This window comes from Actinomadura sp. B10D3 (assembly GCF_039871695.1).
Taxonomy (GTDB): domain Bacteria; phylum Actinomycetota; class Actinomycetes; order Streptosporangiales; family Streptosporangiaceae; genus Spirillospora; species Spirillospora madurae.
This window is the reverse complement of the sequence record NZ_JBDPLY010000034.1, coordinates 90,074-112,965: the sequence shown is the minus strand read 5'-3', so window position 1 is coordinate 112,965 and position 22,892 is coordinate 90,074. Positions and strand designations below refer to the sequence as shown.

General features: G+C 72.4%; 25 protein-coding genes and 1 pseudogene. 4 read left to right on the top strand and 22 right to left on the bottom strand.

Annotated elements, in window-relative coordinates:
• From ABGB11_RS36195 to ABGB11_RS36185, 3 genes are all read left to right on the top strand, one after another.
• Nucleotides 1-320: hypothetical protein (locus ABGB11_RS36195; RefSeq protein WP_347640000.1), on the top strand; the 320-nt coding region annotated here is incomplete at its 5' end.
• A gap of 245 nt (nucleotides 321-565) precedes the next feature.
• On the top strand, nucleotides 566-853 hold the full coding sequence (locus ABGB11_RS36190) for a CD225/dispanin family protein (RefSeq protein ID WP_347639999.1): 288 nt from the start codon (nucleotides 566-568) through the stop codon (nucleotides 851-853).
• Nucleotides 854-855: 2 nt separating this feature from the next.
• Entirely contained in the window at nucleotides 856-1,341 is a 486-nt protein-coding gene (locus ABGB11_RS36185) for a DUF2752 domain-containing protein (protein WP_347639998.1), read from the top strand.
• A gap of 381 nt (nucleotides 1,342-1,722) precedes the next feature.
• Here ABGB11_RS36185 and ABGB11_RS36180 read toward each other — a convergent pair whose 3' ends face one another.
• The 20 genes and pseudogenes from ABGB11_RS36180 to ABGB11_RS36085 all read right to left on the bottom strand — a co-directional run bounded on the left by ABGB11_RS36180 (nucleotide 1,723) and on the right by ABGB11_RS36085 (nucleotide 20,743).
• Nucleotides 1,723-2,241 carry a methyltransferase domain-containing protein gene (locus ABGB11_RS36180; protein ID WP_347639997.1) on the bottom strand — a complete coding sequence of 173 codons (519 nt, stop codon included), beginning with the start codon at nucleotides 2,239-2,241 and terminating at the stop codon, nucleotides 1,723-1,725.
• 114 nt (nucleotides 2,242-2,355) lie between these two features.
• The gene (locus tag ABGB11_RS36175; protein ID WP_347639996.1) at nucleotides 2,356-2,934 is read right to left on the bottom strand and encodes a hypothetical protein; all 579 of its coding nucleotides are present in this window, start codon (nucleotides 2,932-2,934) and stop codon (nucleotides 2,356-2,358) included.
• Nucleotides 2,935-3,085: 151 nt separating this feature from the next.
• Nucleotides 3,086-3,919 carry a crotonase/enoyl-CoA hydratase family protein gene (locus tag ABGB11_RS36170; RefSeq protein ID WP_347639995.1) on the bottom strand — a complete coding sequence of 278 codons (834 nt, stop codon included), beginning with the start codon at nucleotides 3,917-3,919 and terminating at the stop codon, nucleotides 3,086-3,088.
• A gap of 71 nt (nucleotides 3,920-3,990) precedes the next feature.
• A complete protein-coding gene (locus tag ABGB11_RS36165; protein ID WP_347639994.1) occupies nucleotides 3,991-4,491 on the bottom strand; it encodes a metallophosphoesterase family protein in 501 nt (166 codons plus the stop codon).
• Nucleotides 4,479-5,312: an NAD(P)-dependent oxidoreductase gene (locus ABGB11_RS36160; protein WP_347639993.1), complete on the bottom strand. Its 834-nt coding sequence runs from the start codon at nucleotides 5,310-5,312 to the stop codon at nucleotides 4,479-4,481. Before ABGB11_RS36160 ends, ABGB11_RS36165 begins: the two co-directional genes overlap by 13 nt.
• 353 nt (nucleotides 5,313-5,665) lie before the next feature.
• Entirely contained in the window at nucleotides 5,666-6,373 is a 708-nt protein-coding gene (locus tag ABGB11_RS36155; protein WP_347639992.1) for a hypothetical protein, read from the bottom strand.
• A gap of 234 nt (nucleotides 6,374-6,607) precedes the next feature.
• Nucleotides 6,608-7,414 (bottom strand): hypothetical protein, encoded by an 807-nt coding sequence (locus ABGB11_RS36150; RefSeq protein WP_347639991.1) that lies wholly within the window; start codon nucleotides 7,412-7,414, stop codon nucleotides 6,608-6,610.
• Between the two features lie 35 nt (nucleotides 7,415-7,449).
• Entirely contained in the window at nucleotides 7,450-8,508 is a 1,059-nt protein-coding gene (locus ABGB11_RS36145; protein ID WP_347639990.1) for a 2-hydroxyacid dehydrogenase, read from the bottom strand.
• The gene (locus tag ABGB11_RS36140; protein WP_347639989.1) at nucleotides 8,509-9,117 is read right to left on the bottom strand and encodes a histidine phosphatase family protein; all 609 of its coding nucleotides are present in this window, start codon (nucleotides 9,115-9,117) and stop codon (nucleotides 8,509-8,511) included.
• The gene (locus tag ABGB11_RS36135; RefSeq protein ID WP_347639988.1) at nucleotides 9,114-10,595 is read right to left on the bottom strand and encodes an FGGY family carbohydrate kinase; all 1,482 of its coding nucleotides are present in this window, start codon (nucleotides 10,593-10,595) and stop codon (nucleotides 9,114-9,116) included. The genes ABGB11_RS36140 and ABGB11_RS36135 overlap by 4 nt, the downstream gene beginning before the upstream one ends.
• Nucleotides 10,592-12,124: an FGGY-family carbohydrate kinase gene (locus tag ABGB11_RS36130; RefSeq protein WP_347639987.1), complete on the bottom strand. Its 1,533-nt coding sequence runs from the start codon at nucleotides 12,122-12,124 to the stop codon at nucleotides 10,592-10,594. The genes ABGB11_RS36135 and ABGB11_RS36130 overlap by 4 nt, the downstream gene beginning before the upstream one ends.
• Before the next feature lie 39 nt (nucleotides 12,125-12,163).
• The gene (locus ABGB11_RS36125; RefSeq protein WP_347639986.1) at nucleotides 12,164-13,408 is read right to left on the bottom strand and encodes a sugar ABC transporter permease; all 1,245 of its coding nucleotides are present in this window, start codon (nucleotides 13,406-13,408) and stop codon (nucleotides 12,164-12,166) included.
• Between the two features lie 202 nt (nucleotides 13,409-13,610).
• A pseudogene (locus tag ABGB11_RS36120) lies at nucleotides 13,611-14,393 on the bottom strand (ATP-binding cassette domain-containing protein); the annotation flags it as partial.
• Nucleotides 14,394-14,413: 20 nt separating this feature from the next.
• Entirely contained in the window at nucleotides 14,414-15,490 is a 1,077-nt protein-coding gene (locus tag ABGB11_RS36115) for a sugar ABC transporter substrate-binding protein (RefSeq protein WP_347639985.1), read from the bottom strand.
• A 168-nt stretch (nucleotides 15,491-15,658) separates the two neighbouring features.
• Nucleotides 15,659-16,450 (bottom strand): DeoR/GlpR family DNA-binding transcription regulator, encoded by a 792-nt coding sequence (locus ABGB11_RS36110; RefSeq protein ID WP_347639984.1) that lies wholly within the window; start codon nucleotides 16,448-16,450, stop codon nucleotides 15,659-15,661.
• Nucleotides 16,451-16,549: 99 nt separating this feature from the next.
• The gene (locus ABGB11_RS36105; RefSeq protein WP_347639983.1) at nucleotides 16,550-17,536 is read right to left on the bottom strand and encodes a glutathione S-transferase C-terminal domain-containing protein; all 987 of its coding nucleotides are present in this window, start codon (nucleotides 17,534-17,536) and stop codon (nucleotides 16,550-16,552) included.
• Nucleotides 17,537-17,777: 241 nt separating this feature from the next.
• Entirely contained in the window at nucleotides 17,778-18,290 is a 513-nt protein-coding gene (locus ABGB11_RS36100; protein ID WP_347639982.1) for an NAD(P)H-dependent oxidoreductase, read from the bottom strand.
• Nucleotides 18,287-18,679 carry a rhodanese-like domain-containing protein gene (locus ABGB11_RS36095; RefSeq protein WP_347639981.1) on the bottom strand — a complete coding sequence of 131 codons (393 nt, stop codon included), beginning with the start codon at nucleotides 18,677-18,679 and terminating at the stop codon, nucleotides 18,287-18,289. Before ABGB11_RS36095 ends, ABGB11_RS36100 begins: the two co-directional genes overlap by 4 nt.
• Nucleotides 18,680-18,729: 50 nt before the next feature.
• On the bottom strand, nucleotides 18,730-19,605 hold the full coding sequence (locus ABGB11_RS36090; protein ID WP_347639980.1) for a Gfo/Idh/MocA family oxidoreductase: 876 nt from the start codon (nucleotides 19,603-19,605) through the stop codon (nucleotides 18,730-18,732).
• A gap of 19 nt (nucleotides 19,606-19,624) precedes the next feature.
• Nucleotides 19,625-20,743 carry an epoxide hydrolase family protein gene (locus tag ABGB11_RS36085; protein WP_347639979.1) on the bottom strand — a complete coding sequence of 373 codons (1,119 nt, stop codon included), beginning with the start codon at nucleotides 20,741-20,743 and terminating at the stop codon, nucleotides 19,625-19,627.
• A gap of 61 nt (nucleotides 20,744-20,804) precedes the next feature.
• Between ABGB11_RS36085 and ABGB11_RS36080 the strand changes: the two genes are divergently transcribed.
• Nucleotides 20,805-21,758 carry a WYL domain-containing protein gene (locus ABGB11_RS36080; RefSeq protein WP_347639978.1) on the top strand — a complete coding sequence of 318 codons (954 nt, stop codon included), beginning with the start codon at nucleotides 20,805-20,807 and terminating at the stop codon, nucleotides 21,756-21,758.
• Here ABGB11_RS36080 and ABGB11_RS36075 read toward each other — a convergent pair.
• Nucleotides 21,739-22,188 carry a DUF732 domain-containing protein gene (locus ABGB11_RS36075; RefSeq protein ID WP_347639977.1) on the bottom strand — a complete coding sequence of 150 codons (450 nt, stop codon included), beginning with the start codon at nucleotides 22,186-22,188 and terminating at the stop codon, nucleotides 21,739-21,741. The genes ABGB11_RS36080 and ABGB11_RS36075 overlap by 20 nt on opposite strands.
• Before the next feature lie 173 nt (nucleotides 22,189-22,361).
• The gene (locus tag ABGB11_RS36070) at nucleotides 22,362-22,751 is read right to left on the bottom strand and encodes a hypothetical protein (protein ID WP_347639976.1); all 390 of its coding nucleotides are present in this window, start codon (nucleotides 22,749-22,751) and stop codon (nucleotides 22,362-22,364) included.
• Between the last annotated feature and the right edge of the window lie 141 nt (nucleotides 22,752-22,892).

Sequence of the window (22,892 nt, the reverse complement as noted above, 5' to 3'; positions counted from 1 at the left end):
TTGCCTCAAAGAAATCCCAGACCATCCAAAAGATGATCACGGGGCGGTCCAGCCCACAGGCCGGACCGATAAAGGCACTGGCTTTTAACACGCTGTTGAGTTCTCAAGAAACGGACACCCACCGCGCTGGATCCGCTTTCGCGTTTCCCGCTCCGGGGCGACTCGTCTTACTTTATCGGATTCTTCCGGGCTGTCAATTTCCCGGCTTCTCCGATACACCTTTCCGTTGCCGCTTGCGCGGCACCTTCCGGGCGGTGGAGCTATTTCATCAGATCCGGCCCGATTGTCAAAACGAGCCTTTTCCGACCCACCACGACTGACCCGGCGCGACGAAGCCGCGTCGGTTGATCGAGTGGTGGTTTCCCCGGTGTCCGGCCGGCCGCCGTGCGGGCGTCCTGCATCCGTGTGGGGACGAGGGGTTAACCTACGTGATCAACGCGCCGTCGTCAACTCGGCACCGATTGGGCGTGACCTGGCAGGATCTTCGTGTTTCAGTGGGAACCCGGCGTACCTGATCGACATCTACTTACTGAGTCAACCCCAGCCCAAGCATGGAGGACCAACCATGGCCTACCCGCCCGCGCCCCCGCCCGGCCCGGCTCACAGCGCCGGACCGCCCCCGAACCACCTCCCCTGGGCGATCGCGACGACGATCCTGTGCTGCCTGCCGGCCGGGATCGTGTCCATCGTCTTCGCCGCCCAGGTCAACTCGAAGTGGATGTCGGGTGACCACGCGGGCGCGTACAAGGCGTCGAACAACGCGAAGACGTGGGCGATCGTGTCCGCGGTGCTGGGCGTGATCGTCGGCGTCATCTACTTCTTCGTCACTGTGGCGGCCCAGAACAGCACCTGATCATGACCTTCGAACGGCGGCCTGCCCGGCGAGTGCCGGGCAGGCCGATCTCTGAGCAGTCGGACGGCACCCGCGCCCGGACACCGGTCGCGACCGCCGTCCGGCTGCTCCAGCCCGGCGGCGTGCTGCTTCTCGCCGTCGCCGCCGTCTCCCTTGTCGCGGTCGTCGATCCGAACGAAGAAGGGCACTACCCGACCTGCCCATTCCTCTCGCTGACCGGGTTCCAGTGCCCGGGGTGCGGATCGATGCGTACTGTCCACGCGCTGGCGCACGGCCGGATCCAAGAGGCATTCGCCTTGAACGTCCTGACCGTGGTGATGCTGCCGCTCCTCGCGTACTTCTGGCTCAGGTGGACGCGGGCCCGCACCCTTGATCGGCCCGCACGCACGAAGGCGGGTCACCCGGCTCTGATCTGGCTCCTGTTCGGGGTGATCGTCGCCTTCTGGGTAGTCAGAAACCTCCCGTTCGGCGCGTTCCTGGCCGCATAACACGTGCGCCGAGGCCCCCACACGTCACGAACGCCCACCACCGGTGGCCTCTGAAAGCCACCCGGGGGGGTTGATCGTCTTCGCCGAGCAACAGACCCACGACAACCCGGGTGCCCCTCGGAGACCGCTGGAGATCTGCCGAAGCTCGGCGTCCCATGCCTGGCCACCCCCGCCCGAATGGGCCCCCCGCACGCCGCACTCATCGGCCAGCACAGCCCGCGCCGCCCTCCCACCGATGACCACCGTCGGCACCCAACACACACTCGGGGACGCCCCCTCACCACGCGAAACCATCCGCAGCCCATCGGACCCACGGCCTGCGCGCCACTGATCGAGGCGCATTGGGCGGGCAGGGCAGCATGACCGCGCCGCCGCACCACGTCAGGAGCGGAGCGCCACCAGGAGATCAACCACGTAGGTCTCTTCCACCTCTTGGTGAGGGAAGATCCTGCGCAGCCGCTCACGCTCATCGACGAAGAACGCATGGCGAGCGGCATCGTCAAGGACGAGGAATGCCGAGCGGCTGCCGATGTTGGCGAGATGCACGTCCAACGAGACGGTTCGGCTCCAGCGCATCTGACGGCGCGCTACGTGCAGACCCGTCAGACCCGCCAACCGGATGGCATCGCTGTCCGAAGAGCGCACCGCAGACCTCGGCTTTCGGCGCAACTCACCGGCCATCGCCTCACCCGGCTCCACCGCGATCACATCGGCACCCCGCTCCCGCAGAAGCACGCTGGCGATTCCGGTACCCGCGCCGACATCGGCGACCCGGGCCCCCGCCAGACGACAGCCTGCGAACTCCTCGATGGAGTCAAAGAGCGCGGCTGGATAAGAGGGCCGACTCGCCGCGTATTCAACCGCGGCTATATCAAACGACTGGGCACGAGGTCCGGACACCCCTCATCACCGCCTCCGTGCGCCAAACATACGACCACCCCGCTGATCGTCTGTTCACAGCAGGGACAGCGGGTCAGGTGGGTGGGCGCTTCCCGACGTGGGCGTGGAAGGCCTCTACGTGGTCGGGGGTGCCGCGTAGGGCGGTGTGGGTGGGTTGTGCAGCGCCGGTGAGAGTGCCCAGGCCGGTGGTCGGATGCCACGAACGGTTATCGCTGGATTGATCAGATACAGGCGATGGACCAGGTCCCGAAAGTCTTCGCTGACGCTCCCAGAAGCGGGGTTACGGTGCCTGCGACGTGGATCGGGAAGGTAGGTCATCGCCTGCCACATCCGGAGCCCTCCGCCATCCCAGCGGACCCGCGCGAAGCCGAATCCCCCGCGGGCGGCCGCGGAAACTCTGATCTCATAGATGCGCCGCACATCAACAACGGTGCGCCGCCCCAGGCTGGTGATGGTCAGCCCACCATCGCCCGTCAGCACCACCTTCTGCGTGAGGAGAATGTTCGAGATGAGGACTGTCACAACGGTGACGACGGGGAGGGCCACGTAGGACGGGATCCCTGCCTGCACACCCCACCAATACAGCGGAGACAGGGCCGACACCACCAAAAGCGCGGTGATCAAACGGATTCCCATCGGCAGATGTGACCGATAGTGCAGAGAAGTCCTGTGCGCGTCGTCGCTCTGCGCCATCGGCTCCGGCTCCACCGTGTTCGTTTATCACCCCGACCTTCAGTGTCACATTTCAGAATCCCTTCGCCAACAGGCATGGTGATCGGAGGCGACCCGGCGGGACGTCCAAGCTGATCTGCGACGCAGCCCGCTGGTCACTTCTTGAGGTGGGTCAGGTGGGGTCGGTGAAGGTGGGTGGGCGCTTTTCGAAGTAGGCGTGGACGGCCTCCACCTGGTTGGGGGTGCCGCGTAGGGCGCCCAGTGTGCGGGACTCTTCGAGGTACTGGCCCGCCAGGTCCACGTCGGCGGCGCGGTTGAGGAGGCGTTTGGCGCCGCGGACGGCGTCGGGGTTGTTTCCGGCGATCTCGCGGGCTAGCTCGGTCGCGGCGGTGTGCGGGTCGTCGGCGGCGCGGGTGGCCAGGCCGATCCGCGCGGCCTCCTCGCCGGAGATCATCCGGCCGGTGAAGGTGAGCTCCTTCGCGACGTCCTCGCCGACGAGGCGGATCAGCGCGGCGGTGCCGGTCATGTCGGGCACCAGGCCCCAGCGGATCTCCAGGACCGACAGCTTCGCGTCCGGGGCGACGATCCGGATGTCGGCGCCGAGCGCGATCTGCAGGCCGCCGCCGAGGGCGTGCCCGTGGACGGCGGCGATGACGGGCTGCGGCAGCTCCCGCCAGACGTGGGCGGCCTGCTGGCCGAGGTTCGTGATGCGGCCCGGTTCGCGTGCCGTGATGTCCTGCGCCAGCCGTCTGAACCGTTCGCTGCCGCCGTCGGCGGCGCCGTCGCCGGCCATGGCGGCGAAGTTGGCGAAGTCCAGCCCCGCGCTGAAGGCGCGGCCTTCGCCCGAGAGGACGACGGCGCGCACGGACGGGTCGGCGGCGAGGGCGTCGCCGGTCTGGGCGAGCGCGTCGAACGTGGCCATGTCGAGGGCGTTGAGCTTGTCGGGCCGGTTGAGCCGCACGTCGGCGACTCCCTCATGGACGTTCACGGTGACGCGGTCTGTCATGCGGGACTCCTCATCCTCGGACTCTCTCCGGGGACGATTCCATGTTGGCGCCCCGCCAGTCGAGGGCGGGGTCAGGTCACGGGCACGATCCGGGCGCCGGTGAGCCGGCCGTCATGGACGTCGAGGAGGCCGAGGGTGCCGTGCGGCTGGCGGCGCCGGTCGGTGGGCGACCCCGGGTTGAAGATGCGTAGGCCGTCGCCGGTCTCGTCCAGCGGGATGTGGGAGTGGCCGAAGACGACCAGGTCGGCGTCCGGGAACCAGCGCCGCATCCGGGCCGTGCGGCCGCGGGCCTGGCCGCTGTCGTGGACCATCGCGACGGCGAGGCCGTCCAGGTCGAGTTCGAGGCGTTCGGGGGCGCCCCACGCGGCGACGTCCGGGCCGTCGTTGTTGCCGAGGACGGCGTGGACGGGAGCGTACTCGGCCAGTTCGTCGAGGACGGACGCGGTGCACACGTCTCCGGCGTGCAGGATCACGTCCGCCTCCCGCAGATGCTCCGCCACCCTCGGCGGGCACGACTTCCAGCGCCGCGGTGCATGGGTGTCGGAGATGGCCACCGCTCTCACGCCTCCCATTGTCCCGCACGCAGCGATGTTCCCTGGATGCCGGCCCGCCATGACGGGTGCCGGGGGCGCCAGTCGAGGCGGCGGCGGGCGCGGCTGTTGTCGGCGCCGCGCAGCCCGTTCATGAACGCCGCGCCCCAGGAGCCGGTGGTGAGACGGGCGAGGGCGGCGGGGACGCGCCTGGGGACGGGGGCGTCCAGCAGGGCGGCGTAGGCGGGGAGGAACTCGTGCATGGTGACCGGTGTGTCGTCCACGACGTTGAGGACGCCGGTGACGTCCTTGTCGAGTGCGGCGACGACCGCTGTGGCGGCGTCGTCGGCGTGGGTGAACGAGAGGGTGGAGTGCCCGCCGCCCACGAGGGGGACCTTTCGCGCGCGGACCCGGGCGGCGAAGGACCCGTCCGGCGCGTAGGCGGATCCGGGTCCGTAGAGATGGCCGTACCGCAGGACGAGTCCGCCGGCCTCGTCGGTGAGCCGTTCGAGTTCGAGGAGGGCGTGCAGCACGGGCGCGAACCGCCTGGGCGTGCGGTGGGTCCAGAGTGGTGCGTCCTCGTCGGCCAGGCCGGTACCTGGTTGGTAGGCGTAGGCGAGGCTCTGCGTGAGGACGCGGCTTGCGCCGACCCGTTGTGCGGCCTGATAGAGGGTGTGGGCGGCCTGGGCTGGGAAGTCGCGCTCCGTGGCGGTCAAGAGGTTGACGACGGCCTCCGGCGCCGCCTCTGTCACGGCGCGGGCGGGCGGGTGCGCCGGGCAGGTCACTTCATGCCCGACGGCCTCCAGCAGCGGGACGAGCCTGCGTCCGACGACGCCGGTCGACCCTACGACGAGAACACGCATGCCGGCTCCCTGGTCCGTCCCGGCGGTGGCCGCCGGGAATCGACGGTTACGGGAACAGGACGGGCCAGGTGCTCGCGGTGTGACGTTCTAGGGGGAAGCCGGGTGATTAAGCCACGCCGGATTCCGGACACGAGTGGGAAACAACTGTAAGCGCGGTGTCATTACGCGGCACTGACCAGCGGAGTTAGTCTCGGAGTTCCTCGCGTTCGTCCAGAAGGATTCCGGCCGTACGCCCCCGGTCGTTCCGACACGGCGACCCAGCACCGCGAGGGCACAGTGAGGGCGGCCGGGCCCCGAGGTGGATGACCACTCCCTTGCACCGGCCTTGGGGACCGGCCGCCGCTCCGCGTGCGCTACGAGGTCAGGTAGAGCTTGCGGTCGAAGACGCCGGATCCGGGCGTGCTCTCACCGCGGGCGATGGCGGAGCCGGTGCCGCTGCCGTTGGACGGACACAGCGAGCTGCTTCCCGATTGCCGCACGAGCGTGATGTTGTCAGAACGGCCCTGGGCGTCGTCCTGGTCGGGCAGCGGGCGGTTCGGGTTGTCGCGGTTGTAGACGTCGAAGACGAGCCCTTCGGTGTCACCCGTGCGGAATCCGTAATAGCAGGTGACCGTGAATCCGAGGATCTGTCCCTCGATCTTGAACCGCAGGTCGCCGTTGATGGACAGCGTTCCGTCCCGGCCGCCGGCGACGGGGTCGTAGGCGACCTGGCCGCTGTTGTCGGGCAGGTCGCCGAGGTCGAGATCGGTCGGCGGGGAGCTGAGGCCGTTGGACGTCCGGCACGCGCCGATCGACGCGGCGGTCAGCTCCCCGGCGCCGCTGGGGACGACGGTGCCCTGCAGTGTCGCGCTCTCGCACGAGCCGGTCACCTTCGAGCCCAGGAAGTCGACGGAGAAGTCGAGCGTCCCGACGGTGGAGACCTGCCAGTTGCCGGTGTAGGGCGCTCCGGTGGCGTTCTCCTCACGGATCGTGGTGGTGGCGGCGGACGCGGCGGGGACGGCCAGCGCGAGCGCGGCGGACGCGGCGGCCAAGGGCGCGGCCAGCCTGACGGGAGCCTTCACGGGGGTGCCTCCTCGGGAAAGGGGATTGGATTTTTTCTACCCGAGTGGCCACGGAAATCAAGACCCGGTCAGCAGGATTATTCCAATTTATCGCGATCCGCTAAAACGCCGGGGCCGACCACTAAGCAAAGCGTGAAATCGCCTGCCGAAATTGCACGTCCCGTGCGTAGATATTGGAAGGCGCGCGGCCGGGACGGGAGGTACGGACGGAACCCGGCCGCGCGCCTGGTCGGATCAGCGGAACACGGGCGTCATCGCGTACACGCGGTTGGGCTTGTTGTAGCCGAAGAAGACGCGGGTGCCCCGCCCGGCGGGCGCGACGGCCAGGCCTTCGCTCTCCCCGGTCAGCGGGATCGTGATCGCGTCCAGGATCGTCCCGGCCCGGTCCAGCACGGTGATGGTGTTGTTGGTGTAGTAGAGGACCTTGTCCCCGGCCATCTCCAGGCCCTGCGGGACGCCCTGGTAGCCGAGGTCGAAGGTCGAGCGGACGTTGCCCTTGAGGTCGGTGAACGCGAACACGAACGGGCCCTGGTCGCCCGGTCCGGCGTGCACGAGCAGGCCGTCCCGCCGGTTGTCGACCGCGGCGAGGCCGGAGTTGCCGAGGGAGGCGAAGTCGATGGTGCGGACGATCTTCGGCTCGCCGCGCCAGTCCACGACGTTGACCTTCGTCGGGTTCGTGCCGCCGCCGGTGGCGACGTAGAGGAGGCCGTCCCGGTCGCGGACGCTGATCTCGGCGGCGTGCCCGACGGCGAGCGGCGCGCTCTCCTTGATCGTGTTGCCGTCGCGGTCGTACTCGCGGATGACGCCGTTGCCGCCGCCCACGTCGAAGCCGACGTAGAAGCTGCCGCGGGCGTAGGCAAGGCCCTGCATGTTGTCGGTGTGGGGGACGTTGAAGAGCAGGTCGAAGGTGTAGGACGGGCCGGCGGCCGCGGCGGGGCGGGCCCCGGCCAGCAGGGCGGCTCCGGCGAGCGTGGCGGCGCCCGCGTAGCCGAGGACTCCGCGGCGGGTGAGAGCGACCTCGCCGAGTCCGGGTGTGCGCATTCGTGCCTCCTCGTGGGTGGGGGTTTCGCGGGGCTCTAGGGGCGGGCGGACCGGGCGGCCTGCCGTACCTCGGGGTTGGCGCAGTGCAGGAGGGGCTCGCCGCGCAGGTGGCGGCCGACGTCCTCGGCGATGATGCGGGCCGCGTTGGCGGCGGTCTGCTTGCTGGCCCCGGCCAGGTGCGGCGTCACGATGATGTTCGGGGTGGTCAGCAGCCGCGACCCGGCCGGGATGGGCTCCTCGGGGAAGACGTCGAAGGCGGCGGCGAACAGGTGCCCGGACTCGGCGGCGTCGCACACCGCCTCGTAGTCCAGCAGCGATCCGCGGGCGCAGTTGACGATGATCGAGCCGGGCGGCATCGCCGCGATCTGCGCGGCGCCGATCATCCCGGTGGTCTGCGGGGTGGCGCGGGCGTGCAGCGAGACGATCTGCGCCCGCGCCAGCAGCTCGTCCAGCGTCACCTGCTCGGCGATGCCGGACAGGTCGCCGAGGTCGTCCAGATACGGGTCGTGGACGAGGACGCGGGCGCCGAGCGCGGCGAGCATCCGGGCGACGCGGCGGCCGACGGCGCCGCAGCCGACGAGGCCGGCCGTGCTGCCGCGGATCTCGACGCCGACGTCGTCGTAGCGGTAGTAGTCGCCGCGCCACTGCCCGGCCAGCAGGTCGGCGTGCGTCTGGGGGATGCGGCGCACCGCGGCGAGGATCAGGCCGAGGGTGTGCTCGGCGGTGGCGTCGGCGTTGCGTCCGGGCGCGAAGCAGACGGCGACGCCGTGCTCGGTGGCGGCCTCCAGGTTGGCGTTGACGGGCCCGCCGCGGCTGATGCCGAACAGCCGCAGGCCGGGCGAGGCCTCCAGGATGCGGCGGGTCAGCGGCGCCATCTGGGTGACGCAGACCTCGACGCCGCGCAGGGCCTCGATGAGCTGCTCCTCGGTCCCGGACGCCTCGTCCACCTCGGCGACGCGTCCGAACGGCTCGACCGGCCACGGCAGCGTGACCTCCGAGAACTCCAGGCCGCCGGGCGCCTCGGCGCGCAGCGCCTCGATGAGCAGCTCGTTGCGGACGAAAAGGTCACCGGCCGCGAGCACGCGGGTACTCATTCATCGCTCCAGTGGGGTGTTGAACTCCAGGAGGGCGGCCTCGCCGTCCCGGAGCCGTATCTCGGTCAGTGCGCAGTTGCCCAGCGACGGGAACCGCCGCCGGTAGTCCTTGAGCGGCACCCCCAGCAGCCGGCAGAGCGCCAGCCGGATCGCCGTGGAATGCGCGACGACGAGGACGCGTCCGCCGGGCGTCCGGCCGGCGATGTCGTCCAGGCAGCCGGTGAAGCGGCGCGCGGCGGCGTCGGGGTCCTCGCCGCCGGGCAGGTGGGCGGCGACGGGGTCGTCCAGGAACGCGCGCAGCTCGGCGGGGAACTTGCGCTCCATCTCGGCGCGGGTGAGGCCCTCGCCCTGGCCGAAGTCCAGCTCGCGCAGCCGTTCGTCGACGTGGAGCCGCGCGCCGACCGCCTCGGCGGACCGTGCGGCCGTGCGCCGGGCGCGGGTCAGGTCCGAGCACCACACCGCATCTGGCCGCGCGCCCGCCGCCCACGCGGCGAGCCGTCTGGCCTGCTCCAGGCCGCGCGGGGTCAGCGCGACGTCGCTGGTCCCGGCGTACCGGTTCTCGGCGTGCCATTCGGTCTCCCCGTGCCGGACGAGGACGAGGCGCGTCATCGGGATGTCCTCTCGCGTGCGTGCCCGGCGGTCTCGGCGGGCAGCCAGCCGCGCCGTTCGAGCTCGTCCACCAGCCGCAGGTAGGGGGCGTCGAACACGCCGGCCCTGTCCGGGCGCGGGTCGATGACGGTCCGGACGGCGACCATCCGCCCGGCCGCCTCCGCGATGTCGCGGCCGGGCGCGGCGGCGAGGACGGCGGCGCCGAGCGCGGGCTCGGCCTGCCGGGGCAGCACGACCGGGCGCCCGAGGATGTCGGCGCGCAGCTGGCACCAGTAGTCGCTGCGCGCCGCGCCGCCCGTCAGCGTCAGGTCGCCGCCGGTGGGGGCGCCGAGCAGGTCGAGGTGGTCGAAGCAGAGCCGCTCCAGGTAGCCGACGCCCTGCAGGACGGCGGCGAAGTCGTCGGCCTCGTCGCCCGTCCCGCCGAGCCGGAACCCGCGGGCGTCGGGGGCGAGGAACGGGAACCGCTCCCCCACCGGGACGAGCGGGTAGGCGAGCGCCGTCGCCGGCTCGTGGGCGGCGGCGCGGCGGTCCAGGTCGGCCAGGTCGCGGCCGGGGAACTCGCGGGCGATCGCGCCGGCGCCGGTGCTGGACGCGCCGCCGGGCAGCCACCGCCCGTCCGGTGCCTTGTGGGAGTAGACCACGCCGAACGGGTCGTGGACGAGGTCGTCGGTGACGCCCTTGAGGACGAGCGTCGTCCCGAGGACCGAGTTCCAGGACCCGGCGGTGAGCCGTCCCGTGCCGAGCTGCGCGGCGCACCCGTCGGTGGCCCCCGCGATGACCGGGGTGCCCTCCGGGAGGCTGGTGGCCTCGGCGGCGGGGCCGCAGACCGTCCCGAGAGGCGTTCCGGAGCGTTCCAGCGGCGGGAGCAGGTCGGCGGGGACGCCCAGGGCGTCGAACACGTCCCCCGGCCACGCCTCGGCGATGAGGTCGGCGCCCGTCTTCAGCGCGCTGCTGAGGTCCGCGGCCACCGGGTGGCCGGTCAGCCGCCGGTTGACGAAGTCGGTCTGGTGGGCGAGCCGGGCTCCGCCGCGCGGGTGATCGTCCAGGAGCCAGAGCAGCTTCGGCAAAGCCCAGGCGGGCTGCATGCGCTGGTAGCCGAGCCTCCGCCACACCTCGCCGCCGGCGTCGTCGACCCGCGGCACGTATCCGGCGGCGCGCGTGTCGTCGTACATCAGCGCCGGGGTGAGGGGGCGTCCGCCGGTGTCGGTGAGGAGGATCGTCCCGGACGTGCCGTCGACGGCGACGCCCTGGACCGCCGCGGGCGGGACGTCCCGCAGGGCCTGCCGGCACGCGGCGGCCACGGCGGTCCACCAGTCCTCGGGGTCCTGCTCGTGACGGGGGCCGTCGCGGCGCCCGGTCAGCGGGCGGCTCCCGGAGCCGGCCACCGTCCCGGACTCGGTGACGGCCAGCGCACGCACCCCCTGCGTCCCCAGGTCGACGCCGACCCACACGGCCTCCGCGCCGGGCACGGTGCTCACAGGCCCGCGTCCTCCGGTCGGGCGACCTCTTTCTCCGGGCCGGTGCGCGCGCGGGCGGCGGCGAGGGTGGGCCAGGCGGGGGCCGTCGCGGTGCGGACGGCCAGGAAGTCCTCGTACGCCTGCGCGTAGTGGGCGGCGCGGGCGGCGTCCGGCGTGTAGGTGTCGCCGGGGCGGATGTGGGCGTCGGCAGCCTCGCGGGCGTCGCGGGCCCGGCCGGTCGCGAGGAGCCCGACGATGAAGGCGCCGCGGGCACCGCACTCCTCGTCGGCGGACCGGACGACCGGGACGCCCGTGACGTCGGCCAGCATCTCCAGCCAGATCGGGCTCGCCGAGCCGCCGCCGCTCACCCGCAGCTCGGTCGGCAGGGTCTCGGCCGCGGTCAGGCAGTCGCGGACGACCAGGCTCAGCCCCTCCAGGACGGCGCGGGCCATGTGCTCCCGCCCGTGGAGCACGGTGAGGCCGTGGAAGGCGCCGCGGGCCTGCGGGTCGAGGAACGGTGCGCGCTCCCCGGCGGGCGACAGGTACGGCAGGAAGACCAGGCCGTCCGCGCCCGGCGGGACCCGCGCCGCCAGCTCGGCGAGGTCGGACGGGGCTCCGAGGCCGAGGATCCGGCAGGCCCAGTCGACGACCTGCCCGCCGGCAAGCGTCGGGAAGGCCCGCAGGTAGCGGCCGGGCAGGCCCATCGCGACGGTGAGCCCGGACGGTTCGCCGGCGAGCCGGGGCCCGTCCACGACCATCTCCGTGCACAGCGTCGTGCCGAGGATCGTGCAGGCCTGGCCGGTGTCGACGGCGCCGGCGCCGATCGCGGTGGACGCGATGTCGTAGGGGGCGAGGACGACGGGGACGCCGGCCGGCAGCCCGAGCTCGGCCGCGGCGTCCGGCGCGAGCGGGGCGGTGCGCCGGTCGTCGCCGCGCAGGCCGGGCAGCAGGCGCCGGGCCCATTCCATCCCGTACAGGCGCAGCAGGTCGTCGCTGTAGCGGAGCGCCGCGATGTCGATGAACGGCGCGGACGCGTCCGAGCCGTCCACCGCGATCTCCCCGGTGAGGCGGGAGAAGATCCAGCCGCCGCAGGTCAGCGACGCCGCCGAGCGGGCGAGCCGGTCGGGGTCGTGCTCGCTCAACCAGGTCAGGATCGCGTTCGGCAGGCCGGCGAAGTGCAGCGAGCCGTTCACCCGGAACGCCTCCTCCAGCACCCCGGAGGCCGCCCAGCGCTCGACGGTCGCGGCGGCGCGGCCGTCGTTCCACAGGATCGCCGGGCCGGTGGGGGCGCCGTCGCCGTCCACCAGCCAGCTCCCGTCGCCCTGCGCGGTGAGCGCGAGCAGGTCGGCGCCGGTGCCGGTCCGGGCGAGGACCTCGCGGACCGCGTCCGCGACGGCCCGCCAGACCTCCGCCATGTCCTGCTCGGCATACCCCGGCGCGGGACCGGTCACCGCGGTGGGCCGCCTCGCGACGGCGAGCTCGGCGCCGTCCTCGGCGTACCCCACCGCCTTGATCATCGTGGTCCCGGCGTCGACGCAGACGACCGTCATCGGCTCCCCCGTCCGTTGCGTAGTGATCCCATCGTGCGGTCAGGCGCGCCCGTGCGTGGCGCGCGACCTGCGGGCCACCGAGTCCAGCGCCACGGCCAGCAGCAGGACGGCGCCGGTGACCATGAAGCGGTAGGACGAGTCGAGGTTCAGCAGCGTCAGCCCGCTGGAGATCGACTGGATGACCAGGATGCCGAGCAGCGCCGCGAACGCGTTGCCGCGCCCGCCGAACAGGCTCGTCCCGCCGATGACCGCCGCCGCGATCGCGTTCAGGTTGACGTCCCCGCCGCCGCTGCTCTGGTTGGCCGCCGCCAGCCGCGCCGCCGCGAGGATGCCGCCGATCGCGGCGAGCACGGTGCACATGACGAACGCCGAGGTGTAGATCGTCTTCACGTTGATGCCCGCGCGGCGGGCCGCCTCGACGTTGCCGCCGACCGCGTACATCGACTTGCCGTACCTCGTCCTGGACAGGGCGTAGTGCGTCACCAGCACCAGCGCCAGGAACAGGACGAACATCCACCCGACCCCGCGGTCCCGGTTCAGGTACCAGACCGCCACGCCGAGTCCGGCCAGCAGCACCGCCGCGCGGAGGATCAGCGTCCGCTCGGACGTCGCCGGCAGTCCCGCCCTGCGCCGCTGCGCGGCCCGGTTGTGGCCGGTCAGGTAGAGCGCGGCCGCCGCCACGACGACCAGCGTGTAGGCCAGCCACGGCGGGAGGAAGTCGAGCTGCGCGAACGTCACCATCCGCGAGTCGAACGGCAGGTTGATCGACCCCTTGGGGCCGAGGATCCACAGCTGCAGGCCGAGCCAGCCGAGCAGCCCGGCCAGGGTGATCACGAAGCTGGGGACGCCGAGCCGGTTGAACACCTGCGCGTAGAACCAGCCGAGCGCGACGGCCAGCGCCACCGCGGCGAGGATCGCCAGCCAGGACGGCCAGCCGTGGTCGACGAACAGCACCGCGACCACCGCGGCGCTGAGCCCGCTGATCGACCCTACGGACAGGTCGATCTGCCCGACCAGCAGCATGAACACCACGCCGAGCGCGATCACGCCGACCGGCACGCACTCCAGCGCCAGGTTGACGAGGTTGGCGCTGGACAGGAAGACCGGGTTGAGGATCTGCATCACGGTCCAGATCACGACCAGCCCCGCGACGACCGGCGCCACACCGAGGTCGCCGCCGCGCACCCGGTCGGCCATCGCCGCCACCGCGCCCCGCACGCCCCGGTCCCCGGACACGTCCGGCGGGCCGCTCTTCGTCTCCGGCGGCGCCAGGAGGTCACTCATCACCGGCTCCCTTCCTCACCCTGCCCGGCAAAGCCCGCTCCCGCTCCTCCGGACCGACGTCCCCGGTCTCCGCGTCCGCCCCCTCGCTCTCCCCCTGGACGGCTGCGCCTGCTTGCGGCGTCGTGTCTCCTTCGGGCGACGTGTCTTCCAGGGGTGCCGGGTCGTCGTCGCTCGCGTCGCCGGCTCTCGTGTCAGAGTCGGCCTTGCCGGCGCGGCGGCTGACCACGTTGTCCGTGGCGCCGGTGATGGCGGCGACCAGCTCCTCGGCCGACGTCGTCCGGGCGTCGAACACGCCGTTGTTGCGGCCGAGGCGGAGCACGGCGACGGTGTCGGCGACGGCCGTCACGTCCGCCATGTTGTGGCTGATCATGATGACGCCGTGCCCGCGCTCCCTGAGCCGCTCGATCAGGTTGAGCACCTCGGCGGTCTGCGCGACGCCGAGGGCGGCGGTCGGCTCGTCCAGGATGATGACCTTCGGGTCGCCGAGCAGCGAGCGGGCGATCGCCACCGTCTGGCGCTGGCCGCCGGACAGCGCCGCGACCGGTACCTCCACCGAGGGGATCTTCGCCGAGAGCTGGGTCAGCAGCTCCCGGGAGCGGACCTCCATCGCGACGTCGTCCAGGCGCAGCGCCCGCAGCTCGCGGCCGAGGAACAGGTTCTCGATCACATTGAGGTTCTCGCAGAGCGCGAGGTCCTGGAAGACGGTCGCGATCCCGAGCTGCTGGGCGGCGGCCGGGGTCGGGATGGCCACCTCCCTGGACTCGAAGGTGATCGTCCCCGCGTCCGGTGGGTGGACGCCGGACAGGACCTTCACGAGGGTGGACTTCCCGGCCCCGTTGTCGCCGACGAGGGCGACGACCTCGCCGGCGGCGACGTCGAGGTCGACGCCGGTGAGCGCGGCGACCGCACCGAACGACTTGCTCACGCCGCGCAGCGACAGCAGGGTGCCCGCCGCGCCGGCCGGTGGAGTGGGCGATGGTGACATGACGAACCTTCGGGAGATCGCTACTGGAGGCCGAGCTTCGCGCAGGCCGCCGCGTACTCGGCGGTGCAGACCTTGTCGGTCTTGAGGGCGCCGTCCGGGCCGAGCAGGACCTTGCCGACGTTGTCCTTGGTGACGACCGTCGGGGTGAACAGCTCCGACGGGGTGCCGAACAGCGTCGTGTTGCCCTTCGGCGTCTGGCCCTGGACGAACGCGTGGGCGGCGTTGGCCGCGGCCTCCGCGACGATCCTGATCGGCTTGGAGATGGTGTTGTACTGGTCGCCGGCGATGATCCGCTGCGCGGCGGCCAGCTCGGCGTCGTTGCCGGTGACCGGCGGGACGTCCACGCCGGCGGCCTTGAACGCGGCGATCGCGCCGCCGCCCGTGCCGTCGTTCGCCGCGACGACGCCGGCGATCTGCCCGCGGTACTTGCTGATCTGGCCGCTGACCCACGCCTGGGCCTTCGCGGGCTCCCAGCCGGGGGTGTCGTACTCGGCGAGCAGCTTGAACCCGCTCGGGTCGACGGCGCTGTGGATGCCCTTCTTGATGAGGTTGGCGGCGGCGTCCGTCGGGGAGCCGTTGACCTCCAGGAGCCCGCCCTCGGCCTTCTCCTTCTTCAGGTGGTCGACGAGCGACCGGCCGATCAGCGCGCCGATCTTCTCGTTGTCGAACGAGACGTAGTAGTCGGCCTTGGCCGCCGGGATGGGGCGGTCGTAGGCGATCACCTTGACGTCGCGGGACTGCGCCATCCGGACGATCGACGCCGCCGCGGCGGAGTCGACCGGGTCGATGACGATCACCTTGGCGCCCTGGGCGAGCACCGAGCTCGCCTGCTGCTGCTGCTTGGACGCGTCGGCGCCGGCGTTCTGGTACAGCACCGTGCAGCCGCCGCACAGCTCCTTGGTCTTCGCCTTGAACAGGGGGGCGTCGTACAGCTCGTAGCGGGTCGAGGCGATGTCCGGCATGAGGAACGCGATCTTGGCGTTCTTCGCGTCGCCGCCGCCGGATCCCGGGCTCTTGGACGAGCATGCCGCCATCGGTGCGAGCACGGCGAGCGCCGCGGCCGTCGCGGCCGCCGTCCTGAGCGAGTGCTTCTTCACTGAGTTCTCCTCGGTGTACGCCCGTGAAGAAGGGCGGGGGAGCCGATACGGCGGCCGTGTGACCGGGGCCACCGGCCGTCGCGGTGAGAACGTAACACTAGAAACGTTAGAACTGTCAACACTCGGGCGTTAAGTAACTTGGTCTGGTGTGTTAGTTCTAACGCCCGGTCAGCGGCGCGAGCGGGCGGCGACCGCGTACTCCACCTGGCGGTTCGCGAGGTCCCCGAGCGCGGCGGGCGAGGCGCCGTCGTCCACGATCACGCGGTCGAAGGCGGAGAGCGGAGCCACCCTGTGCAGCGCGGTGCGGCCCAGTTTCGTGTGGTCCACCAGCAGGACGCTGCGCACGGCGCTGCGCAGCATGGCCCGCTTCACCCCGACGACCCGCTGCTCCCGGTGGCAGACGTCGCCGCCCGACACCGCCGACGCCGACACGAAGCACAGGTCGGCCCGCAGGGACTCGATCATCTCCACGCAGGAGACGCCCATGAACGAGTTGTGCAGGGGGTCGTGGTCGCCGCCGAGCGCGATCAGCTTGATGCCCTCCGCCGCGGACAGCAGGTTGAGCCCGTCGAGGAAGTTCGTGACGATCGTCAGCGGGGCGAGGTCGCGCAGCCGCCGGCCGACGGCCAGGGCCGTCGTGGAGTCGTCGAGCATGACCGCCATGCCGGGCTCGACCAGCTCCACCGCCGCGGCGGCGATGGCCTCCTTCTCCTCGCGCATCGACCGGGCCCGGTAGGCGACGCCGCTCTCGAAGACCCCCGACCGCAGGGCGGTGACCCCGCCGCGGTACTTGCGGACGACGCCCTGCCGTTCCAGCTCGTCCAGGTCACGGTGGATCGTCATGAGGCTGACGCCGAAGCGCTCGGCGAACTCCGCCGCCGTCCCCGAGCCCCGGGCGAGCACCGCCTCGGCGATCGCGTCCCGCCGCTCGGCGGGCGCCGGCCGATGCCGGTCGCTCATGCCCCGCTCCTCCGTCCGGACGGCGCTCGCGCAACGCCGGGACAGAAAGTTAACATCACGAATGTTAAGACCTCAACTCCCCGGGTCATCCCGGGCCGGTCACCGGTAAAGGTGGTCGCGGTCGTGCGGGGCGTCCCAGTCCGCCCGGTACGGCTCCACCTCGATGCGCCGCGGGCCGTCGTTGAGGAAGGGCGGCTTGTCCGCGTGGAAGGCCGAGAAGTCGGTCGTGTCGCGGAAGGCGGGCCGCTGGTAGAGGTCGCGGGCGTAGCCCCACAGGTTCGGGAAGTCGGTCAGCCCACGCTCGCTGATCCGGCCGAGAGGGTTGTAGAGCAGGTCGAAGCGCGCCAGCGTCACCCACAGGCGGACGTCCGATTCGGTGATCGTGCCCCCGTGCAGGAAGCGGCGGGAGTCGAGCCGCTCCTCCAGCAGTTCCAGCGCCGCGATGAGCCCTTCGCGGGCGTCCTCGTAGGCGGCCTGGGTCGTGGCCCCGGCGACCTTGTAGGTCCCGTCGTTGACGTACTCGTAGATGTAGGCGTTCAGGTAGTCGATCTCGGGGCGGAGGTCGGGCGGGTAGGGCCGTACCGACGGGTCGGCCCACTCGGCGAACGCCGTGCCGAGGTCGATCGTGATGTCGGGGAAGTTGTTGCTGACGATCCGGCCCGTCTCGCGGTCCCACAGGACGGGCACCGACAGGTGGCCCGGGTAGCCGGGGGCGGTCGCCTCGTACGCCTGCTGCAGGAACGCGAAGCCGTTGACCGGGTCGGCGCCGCGCCGCTCGCGGAACGCCCAGCCGCGTGCGTCCCGTTCGTCGTCGACGTAGGAGAGGGAGACGACGTCGTCCAGTCCCGTGAGGGTTCGGACGATGGCGGTGCGCTGCGCCCAGGGGCAGACCCAAGCCACGTACAGGTGGTAGCGGCCGGGTTCGGCGCGGAACCCGCTCGACCCGTCGGCCGTGATGCGGCCCTGGAAGGGGTAGCGCGGCCGCTTCCAGCCGTTCTTCACGTCCACCCGCCCCGGCCCGTAGGGACCGTAGGCGCCGATGTCGGCGGGGCTCGCGTAGGCGGGCCCGGTCTTCGGCGTGGTCATGCCGTCCCCCCTCGGATTGTTCACCTTCAAAGTAGGAAAACTAACTTTTGACGTCAACCTGGTGGCGGGACGGGGAGTGCGCGTGATCCAGTCGGCCTGGTCACGCGTGCCGAGCCGAGGGACGACGACCGCCCGCTGCTCTACCAGCGCGGGCTCTTCGGCCGCTTCCTCCCCCACTCCTGAGACGTCACGACGCCGAGGCCCGCGCCCGGGAGCCGGGCCGGGCTCGGCGGGCGGGCCGTCAGCGGGCGGCGAGGAAGCCGGTGACCTGCGGGGCGATCCGGGCGATCCAGGCGCCGACCACCGCGCCGGCGTCCGGGATCTGCGACTCAAGCAGGGCCAGGCCCGGGGTCGGGACGTGCGCGCCCAACTCGACCAGGAGCGGACGCAGATGTGTCTCCACCGCGAGGGAGTGCTTGGCGTCACCCATGACCAGCAGCGGCAGGGCGGACGTGGACGCGAGCGAGCCCGCGCCGAACCGGTCGAGGAACACCTTGAGCAGCCCGGTGTAGGTGGCCTTGTAGGTCGGGCTCGCCACGACCAGCACGTCCGCGCCGCCGACGGTGTCCACCGCGTCCCGCACCTCGGGCGGCGGGTCGGCGCTGAGCAGGCCGGGCGCCAGGGCCGACAGGTCGACGGTCTGCGCCTCGCCCGCCTTCTCGATCCGCTCCTGCACGGCCCGCACGGCCGTGTGCGCCACGCCGAGCGTCCGGGACCCGGGCCGCGGGTTGCCCACCAGCGCGACGACGCTCAACGGCCCGCGCCCCCGGTGGTCGGGAGGCCCGCCGCGCGCCACGCCTTGTACCCGCCGACGACGTCGGTCGCGCGGGTCAGGCCGAGGTCGTGCAGGGACGCGGCGGCGAGGCTGGAGGTGTAGCCCTCCGAGCAGAGCACGATGACGCGCAGGTCGTGGCCGGTGGCCTCCGGCAGCCTGGCGTTCGAGGACGGGTCGAACCGCCACTCCAGGACGTTGCGCTCGACGATCAGCGCGCCGGGCACCTCGCCCTCGTCGGCGCGCTGGGCCGCCGGGCGGATGTCGACGAGGACCGCCCCGTCGCGCGCCTCGGCGTGGGCCTGGTCGGGGTGGATGCGCTCCAGCCTGCCGCGGGCTTCGGCAAGGATCTCATCGATGGTGCGAGCCATGGGATCCAGGATGGCAGGCCATTTCATATGAAGCCAATCGGGAATCTGCGCTAACCCGCCAGCTGGGCCTCGGCCGCGGCGAGGACCTCCTGGATCCGCAGGCCGTGCGCGGCGTCCAGCAGCGGCTTCGGGCCGCCGCGGACCGCCGCCGCGAACTCCGACACCATCGTCGCGAACGCGTCGTCGCCGAGCTGCGACCAGTCGAGCTGCGCGTGCCCGTTGCGTCCGTACACCTCCACGCGGGCGGGCGGCAGCTCCCCGTGCCCCGCCATCGACACCGACGCCTGGCTGACCGCGCCGCCCTCGTGCTCCAGCGTCAGCCCGAGCCAGCCGAGGGGGTCGCCGTGCGCGCGGACGCCGGCGACCCGGCCGAGCGAGGCGTCCAGCAGGTCGACGATGTGCGGGCCGAGGTCGAGCAGCGCGCCCTTCTCCAGCCGCCACGGGGTGGCGAAGGGCCCGCCGCTCAGCACGGAGGAGACGAACGACCCGTAGCCGCCGAACGGCTCCAGCTCCGCGGCGCGGGCGAGGAAGGCGCGGGCGGCGCGCGAGTAGCGCAGCGTGAAGACCATCTGGGAGACGACGCCCGCCTCGGCGATCGCGCCGGCGACGCGGCGGGCGCCGTCCAGGTCCATGGCGAGGGGCTTCTCCAGCAGGACGGCCTTGCCCGCCTGGGCCGCCCGGGCGGCGAGGCCGGCCTGGACGTCCGGCGGGACGGAGAACGCGACGGCCTCGCAGGCGTCGAACAGGTCCTCGATCCGCGCGAACGAGGGCGCGCCGTGCTTTCCGGCCAGCTCGGCCGACGCCTCCGGCCGCCGCGCCCACACGCCCGCGAGGCGGGTGGACGGCCCCGCCGCCAGCGCGGGTGCGTGCACCATCCCGGCCCAGGGCCCCGCCCCGACCAGCCCCACCGCCACAGAATCGCTCATGGGCCCAAACCTAGACGATCTACCCGGCGGCCAGTTCCCGGAAGAAGGCCCGGACGTCGGACACGAGCAGGTCCGGCTGCTCCAGCGCGGCGAAGTGGCCGCCGCGCTCGAACTCCGTCCAGCGGACGATCTTGTCGGTCCGCTCGGCCAGCGCACGGACGGGCAGCGCGGCCTCGTGTGGGAAGACGGCCACCGCGGTCGGGACGGGCGAGGCCCCCTTGCCGCCCCAGGTGCGGGACGCCTCGTAGTAGAGCTGCGCCGAGGAGCCCGCCGTGTTGGTCAGCCAGTAGAGGGTGACGTTGGTCAGCAGCGCGTCGCGATCGACGCCGTCCTCGGTCCATTCGGCGAACTTCTCGGCGATCCACGCGAGCTGCCCGGCCGGGGAGTCGGCGAGGCCGTAGGCGAGGGTCTGCGGGCGGGTCGACTGGATCGCCATGTATCCGCCCATGTCGGACGTGAAGCGCTCCAGCCCCGCGAGCCGCTCCCGGTCCGCCTCGTCCAGCCCCTCCGGCGAGCCGAACGTGAGCAGGAAGTTGACGTGCACGCCGATCAGCCGCTCGGGCGCCACGTGGCCGAGCTCGCGGGAGATCCCCGACCCGTAGTCGCCGCCCTGGGCGCCGTAGCGGTCGTAGCCGAGGCGCTCCATCAGCACCGCCCACGCCTCGGCGATGCGGTGCAGGTCCCAGCCGGTGGCGGCGAGCGGCGAGGAGAACCCGAAGCCCGGGATCGAGGGGATGACGAGGTGGAACGCGTCCGCGGGGTCGCCGCCGTGGGCGCGCGGGTCGGTCAGCGGGCCGATGACGTCGAGGAACTCCACGACCGAGCCCGGCCAGCCGTGCGTGAGGATCAGCGGCGTCGCGTCCGGCTCGGGCGAGCGGACGTGCAGGAAGTGGATCCGCTGGCCGTCGATCTCGGTGACGAACTGGGGGTGCTCGTTGAGCCGCGCCTCGTGGACGCGCCAGTCGTAGCCGCCGGCCCAGTGGTCGGCCAGCTCGCGGAGCCGGTCCTCGGGGACGCCGCGCTCGGCGCCGGTGCCGGGCAACTGGCCGGGCAGCCGGGTCCGGGCCAGCCGGTCGCGCAGGTCGTCCAGGTCGGACTGCGGGATGTCGATGCGGAAGGGGCGGATGTCTTCGCTCATGACCCCAGCCTTCCGCCCATTGCGGCAAGATCCTTGCAGCGATTGGGGAGAGAATCGGGACATGCTCGAAGCATCCGCCCGCTTGCTCCGCCTGCTGTCGCTGCTGCAGACCCGCGCGGACTGGACGGGCGCCGAACTCGCCGAGCGGCTGCAGGTCAGCGTCCGGACCGTCCGCTACGACATCGGCAAGCTGCGCGACCTCGGATATCCGGTGCACGCGGTGCCCGGGGCGGCCGGCGGCTACCGGCTCGGCGCGGGCGCCGCGCTGCCGCCGCTGCTGCTGGACGACGAGGAGGCCGTGGCCGTGGCGGTCAGCCTGCGCACCGCCGCCGGCGGCACCGTCACCGGGATCGAGGAGACGAGCGTGCGGGCGCTCGCCAAGCTGGAGCAGGTCCTGCCGTCCCGGCTGCGGCGCCGCGTCGGCGCGCTGCACGACTACACGACGCGGCTGACGCCGGGCGGTCCGACCGTCTCGGCCGACGTCCTCGCCGCGGTCGCCGCGGCCTGCCGCGACCACCGGCGGCTGCGGTTCGGCTACCGGAAGCACGACGGGAGCGAGACCGTCCGCGACGTCGAGCCGTACCGGCTCGTCCACACCGGCCGCCGCTGGTACCTGACCGCGTGGGACGTCGCCCGGGACGGCTGGCGGACGTTCCGCGTCGACCGGCTCGTTCCCCGGACCCCCGAGGGCCCGCGGTTCACCCCGCGCGAGCCGCCTCCCGAGGACCTGGTGCCGCGCGGGGTGGACGCCGCGCTGGCGCACCACCAGGCCCGCGTCACCGTGCACGCGCCGGCCGCGGAGATCTCGGCCCGGGTGCCGGCCTCCGTCCTCGTCGAGCCGCTGGACGGCGGGCGCTGCGTGGTCCACGCGAGCGGCGACACCCCGCACCGGCTCGCGCTCAACGTCCTGATGCTCGACGCCGGGTTCGAGGTGGACGGCCCGCCCGAGCTGCTGGACGCGCTGGAACTGCTCGCCGGACGCTGCCGGGAGGGCGTCAGCAGCCGCCGTGCGTGATCATCCAGTCGTCCAGGAAGGTCTGGACGTGGTGCTCGTACAGCCCGCCGTCCGTCAGGTACTCGCGGGCGTCCTCGTAGTCTTCGCCGCAGGTCGCGTTGCCCGCCTCGATCGCCCAGTCGTCCGGCGCCGTGATCCCGTCCGCGGCGATCATGGCCAGGAAGGCCTCGTCCGCGCCGGCGGTCGCGGGCGGTTCCGCGGGCGGCTGCGGCCGCAGGGTCCTGTCCTCGGTGATCGTGACGGTCGGGCGCGGAGCGGTCGGCCTCTGCTCCTGCGTGGGCGTGTTCGCCGGCGCCGAGGTGCCGGGATCGGCGACCCGGCCGGCGTCGCGGGAGTCGTCCGGGTTCAGCCTGAAGTACGCGACGGTACCGGCGACCACCAGGATCGCCGCCGTCAGCGCCGCTGCCGCCACGAGCATGATCTGCCTCATGTCGTCCCCCTGAAGGGCGGCCGCGAGGGAGGTTCAGGAACGGGTCTCACCCGTCCCTCGCGCCAGGCGGGGCCCACCTTCCAGCGTGGGCGTGACGGCGCCGTCACGGAAAGGGACGATGGTCCTGACCTGGGGCGTTCCGGTGTCCCGGGAGTGCGGGACACCTCCGGTGATCAGCCGAGCTGGACGCCGAAGAACAGCGCGGCGAGGGCGCCCAGCGCCCCGAGCGCCCCCCACACGGCCAGCCCCGCCTTGGACGTGGCGCGGGTGTGCAGGAAGGCGGCCACCCCGGACAGCAGCACGAACACCAGCTTCACCTCCAGGGTCCGCTGCGCGGGGCCCCCGATGTCGCCCGAGGTGATGTTCCAGACGCCGGTGAGGACGAGCACCGCGAACGCGGGCCAGGCGACCGCGTTGAAGCGGCGGGCCGCGACCTTGGTGACGCCCTCGTAGCCGCGCAGCGCGGGCACGAGGGCGCCCAGCGTGATCTGCCCGCCGACCCAGATCGTCGCGGCGAGCACATGCAGGAAGATCCGTACGTCGGCGGTGGTGACGGCGAGCACGAGGGGCCTCCGAGGGCGTACCGGGCGGTGATCGGTGTCGGTCGCTCCGGACGTTACCGCGCTCCCCCGCGCCCTCCTGCAGAACCCCCCGGGTCCGGTGGCGGGCTCCTGCCTGGCGTCGCAGGCCGATGACCTACCGTT

Bases quoted from the DNA above. Each gene is read 5' to 3' on its own strand.
- ABGB11_RS36190 (WP_347639999.1), top strand. From the start codon at position 566: ATGGCCTACCCGCCCGCGCCCCCGCCCGGCCCGGCTCACAGCGCCGGA.
- ABGB11_RS36185 (WP_347639998.1), top strand. From the start codon at position 856: ATGACCTTCGAACGGCGGCCTGCCCGGCGAGTGCCGGGCAGGCCGATC.
- ABGB11_RS36175 (WP_347639996.1), bottom strand. From the start codon at position 2,934: ATGGCGCAGAGCGACGACGCGCACAGGACTTCTCTGCACTATCGGTCA.
- ABGB11_RS36170 (WP_347639995.1), bottom strand. From the start codon at position 3,919: ATGACAGACCGCGTCACCGTGAACGTCCATGAGGGAGTCGCCGACGTG.
- ABGB11_RS36165 (WP_347639994.1), bottom strand. From the start codon at position 4,491: ATGGGAGGCGTGAGAGCGGTGGCCATCTCCGACACCCATGCACCGCGG.
- ABGB11_RS36160 (WP_347639993.1), bottom strand. From the start codon at position 5,312: ATGCGTGTTCTCGTCGTAGGGTCGACCGGCGTCGTCGGACGCAGGCTC.
- ABGB11_RS36150 (WP_347639991.1), bottom strand. From the start codon at position 7,414: ATGCGCACACCCGGACTCGGCGAGGTCGCTCTCACCCGCCGCGGAGTC.
- ABGB11_RS36145 (WP_347639990.1), bottom strand. From the start codon at position 8,508: ATGAGTACCCGCGTGCTCGCGGCCGGTGACCTTTTCGTCCGCAACGAG.
- ABGB11_RS36140 (WP_347639989.1), bottom strand. From the start codon at position 9,117: ATGACGCGCCTCGTCCTCGTCCGGCACGGGGAGACCGAATGGCACGCC.
- ABGB11_RS36130 (WP_347639987.1), bottom strand. From the start codon at position 12,124: ATGACGGTCGTCTGCGTCGACGCCGGGACCACGATGATCAAGGCGGTG.
- ABGB11_RS36125 (WP_347639986.1), bottom strand. From the start codon at position 13,408: ATGAGTGACCTCCTGGCGCCGCCGGAGACGAAGAGCGGCCCGCCGGAC.
- ABGB11_RS36110 (WP_347639984.1), bottom strand. From the start codon at position 16,450: ATGAGCGACCGGCATCGGCCGGCGCCCGCCGAGCGGCGGGACGCGATC.
- ABGB11_RS36105 (WP_347639983.1), bottom strand. From the start codon at position 17,536: ATGACCACGCCGAAGACCGGGCCCGCCTACGCGAGCCCCGCCGACATC.
- ABGB11_RS36095 (WP_347639981.1), bottom strand. From the start codon at position 18,679: ATGGCTCGCACCATCGATGAGATCCTTGCCGAAGCCCGCGGCAGGCTG.
- ABGB11_RS36090 (WP_347639980.1), bottom strand. From the start codon at position 19,605: ATGAGCGATTCTGTGGCGGTGGGGCTGGTCGGGGCGGGGCCCTGGGCC.
- ABGB11_RS36085 (WP_347639979.1), bottom strand. From the start codon at position 20,743: ATGAGCGAAGACATCCGCCCCTTCCGCATCGACATCCCGCAGTCCGAC.
- ABGB11_RS36080 (WP_347639978.1), top strand. From the start codon at position 20,805: ATGCTCGAAGCATCCGCCCGCTTGCTCCGCCTGCTGTCGCTGCTGCAG.
- ABGB11_RS36075 (WP_347639977.1), bottom strand. From the start codon at position 22,188: ATGAGGCAGATCATGCTCGTGGCGGCAGCGGCGCTGACGGCGGCGATC.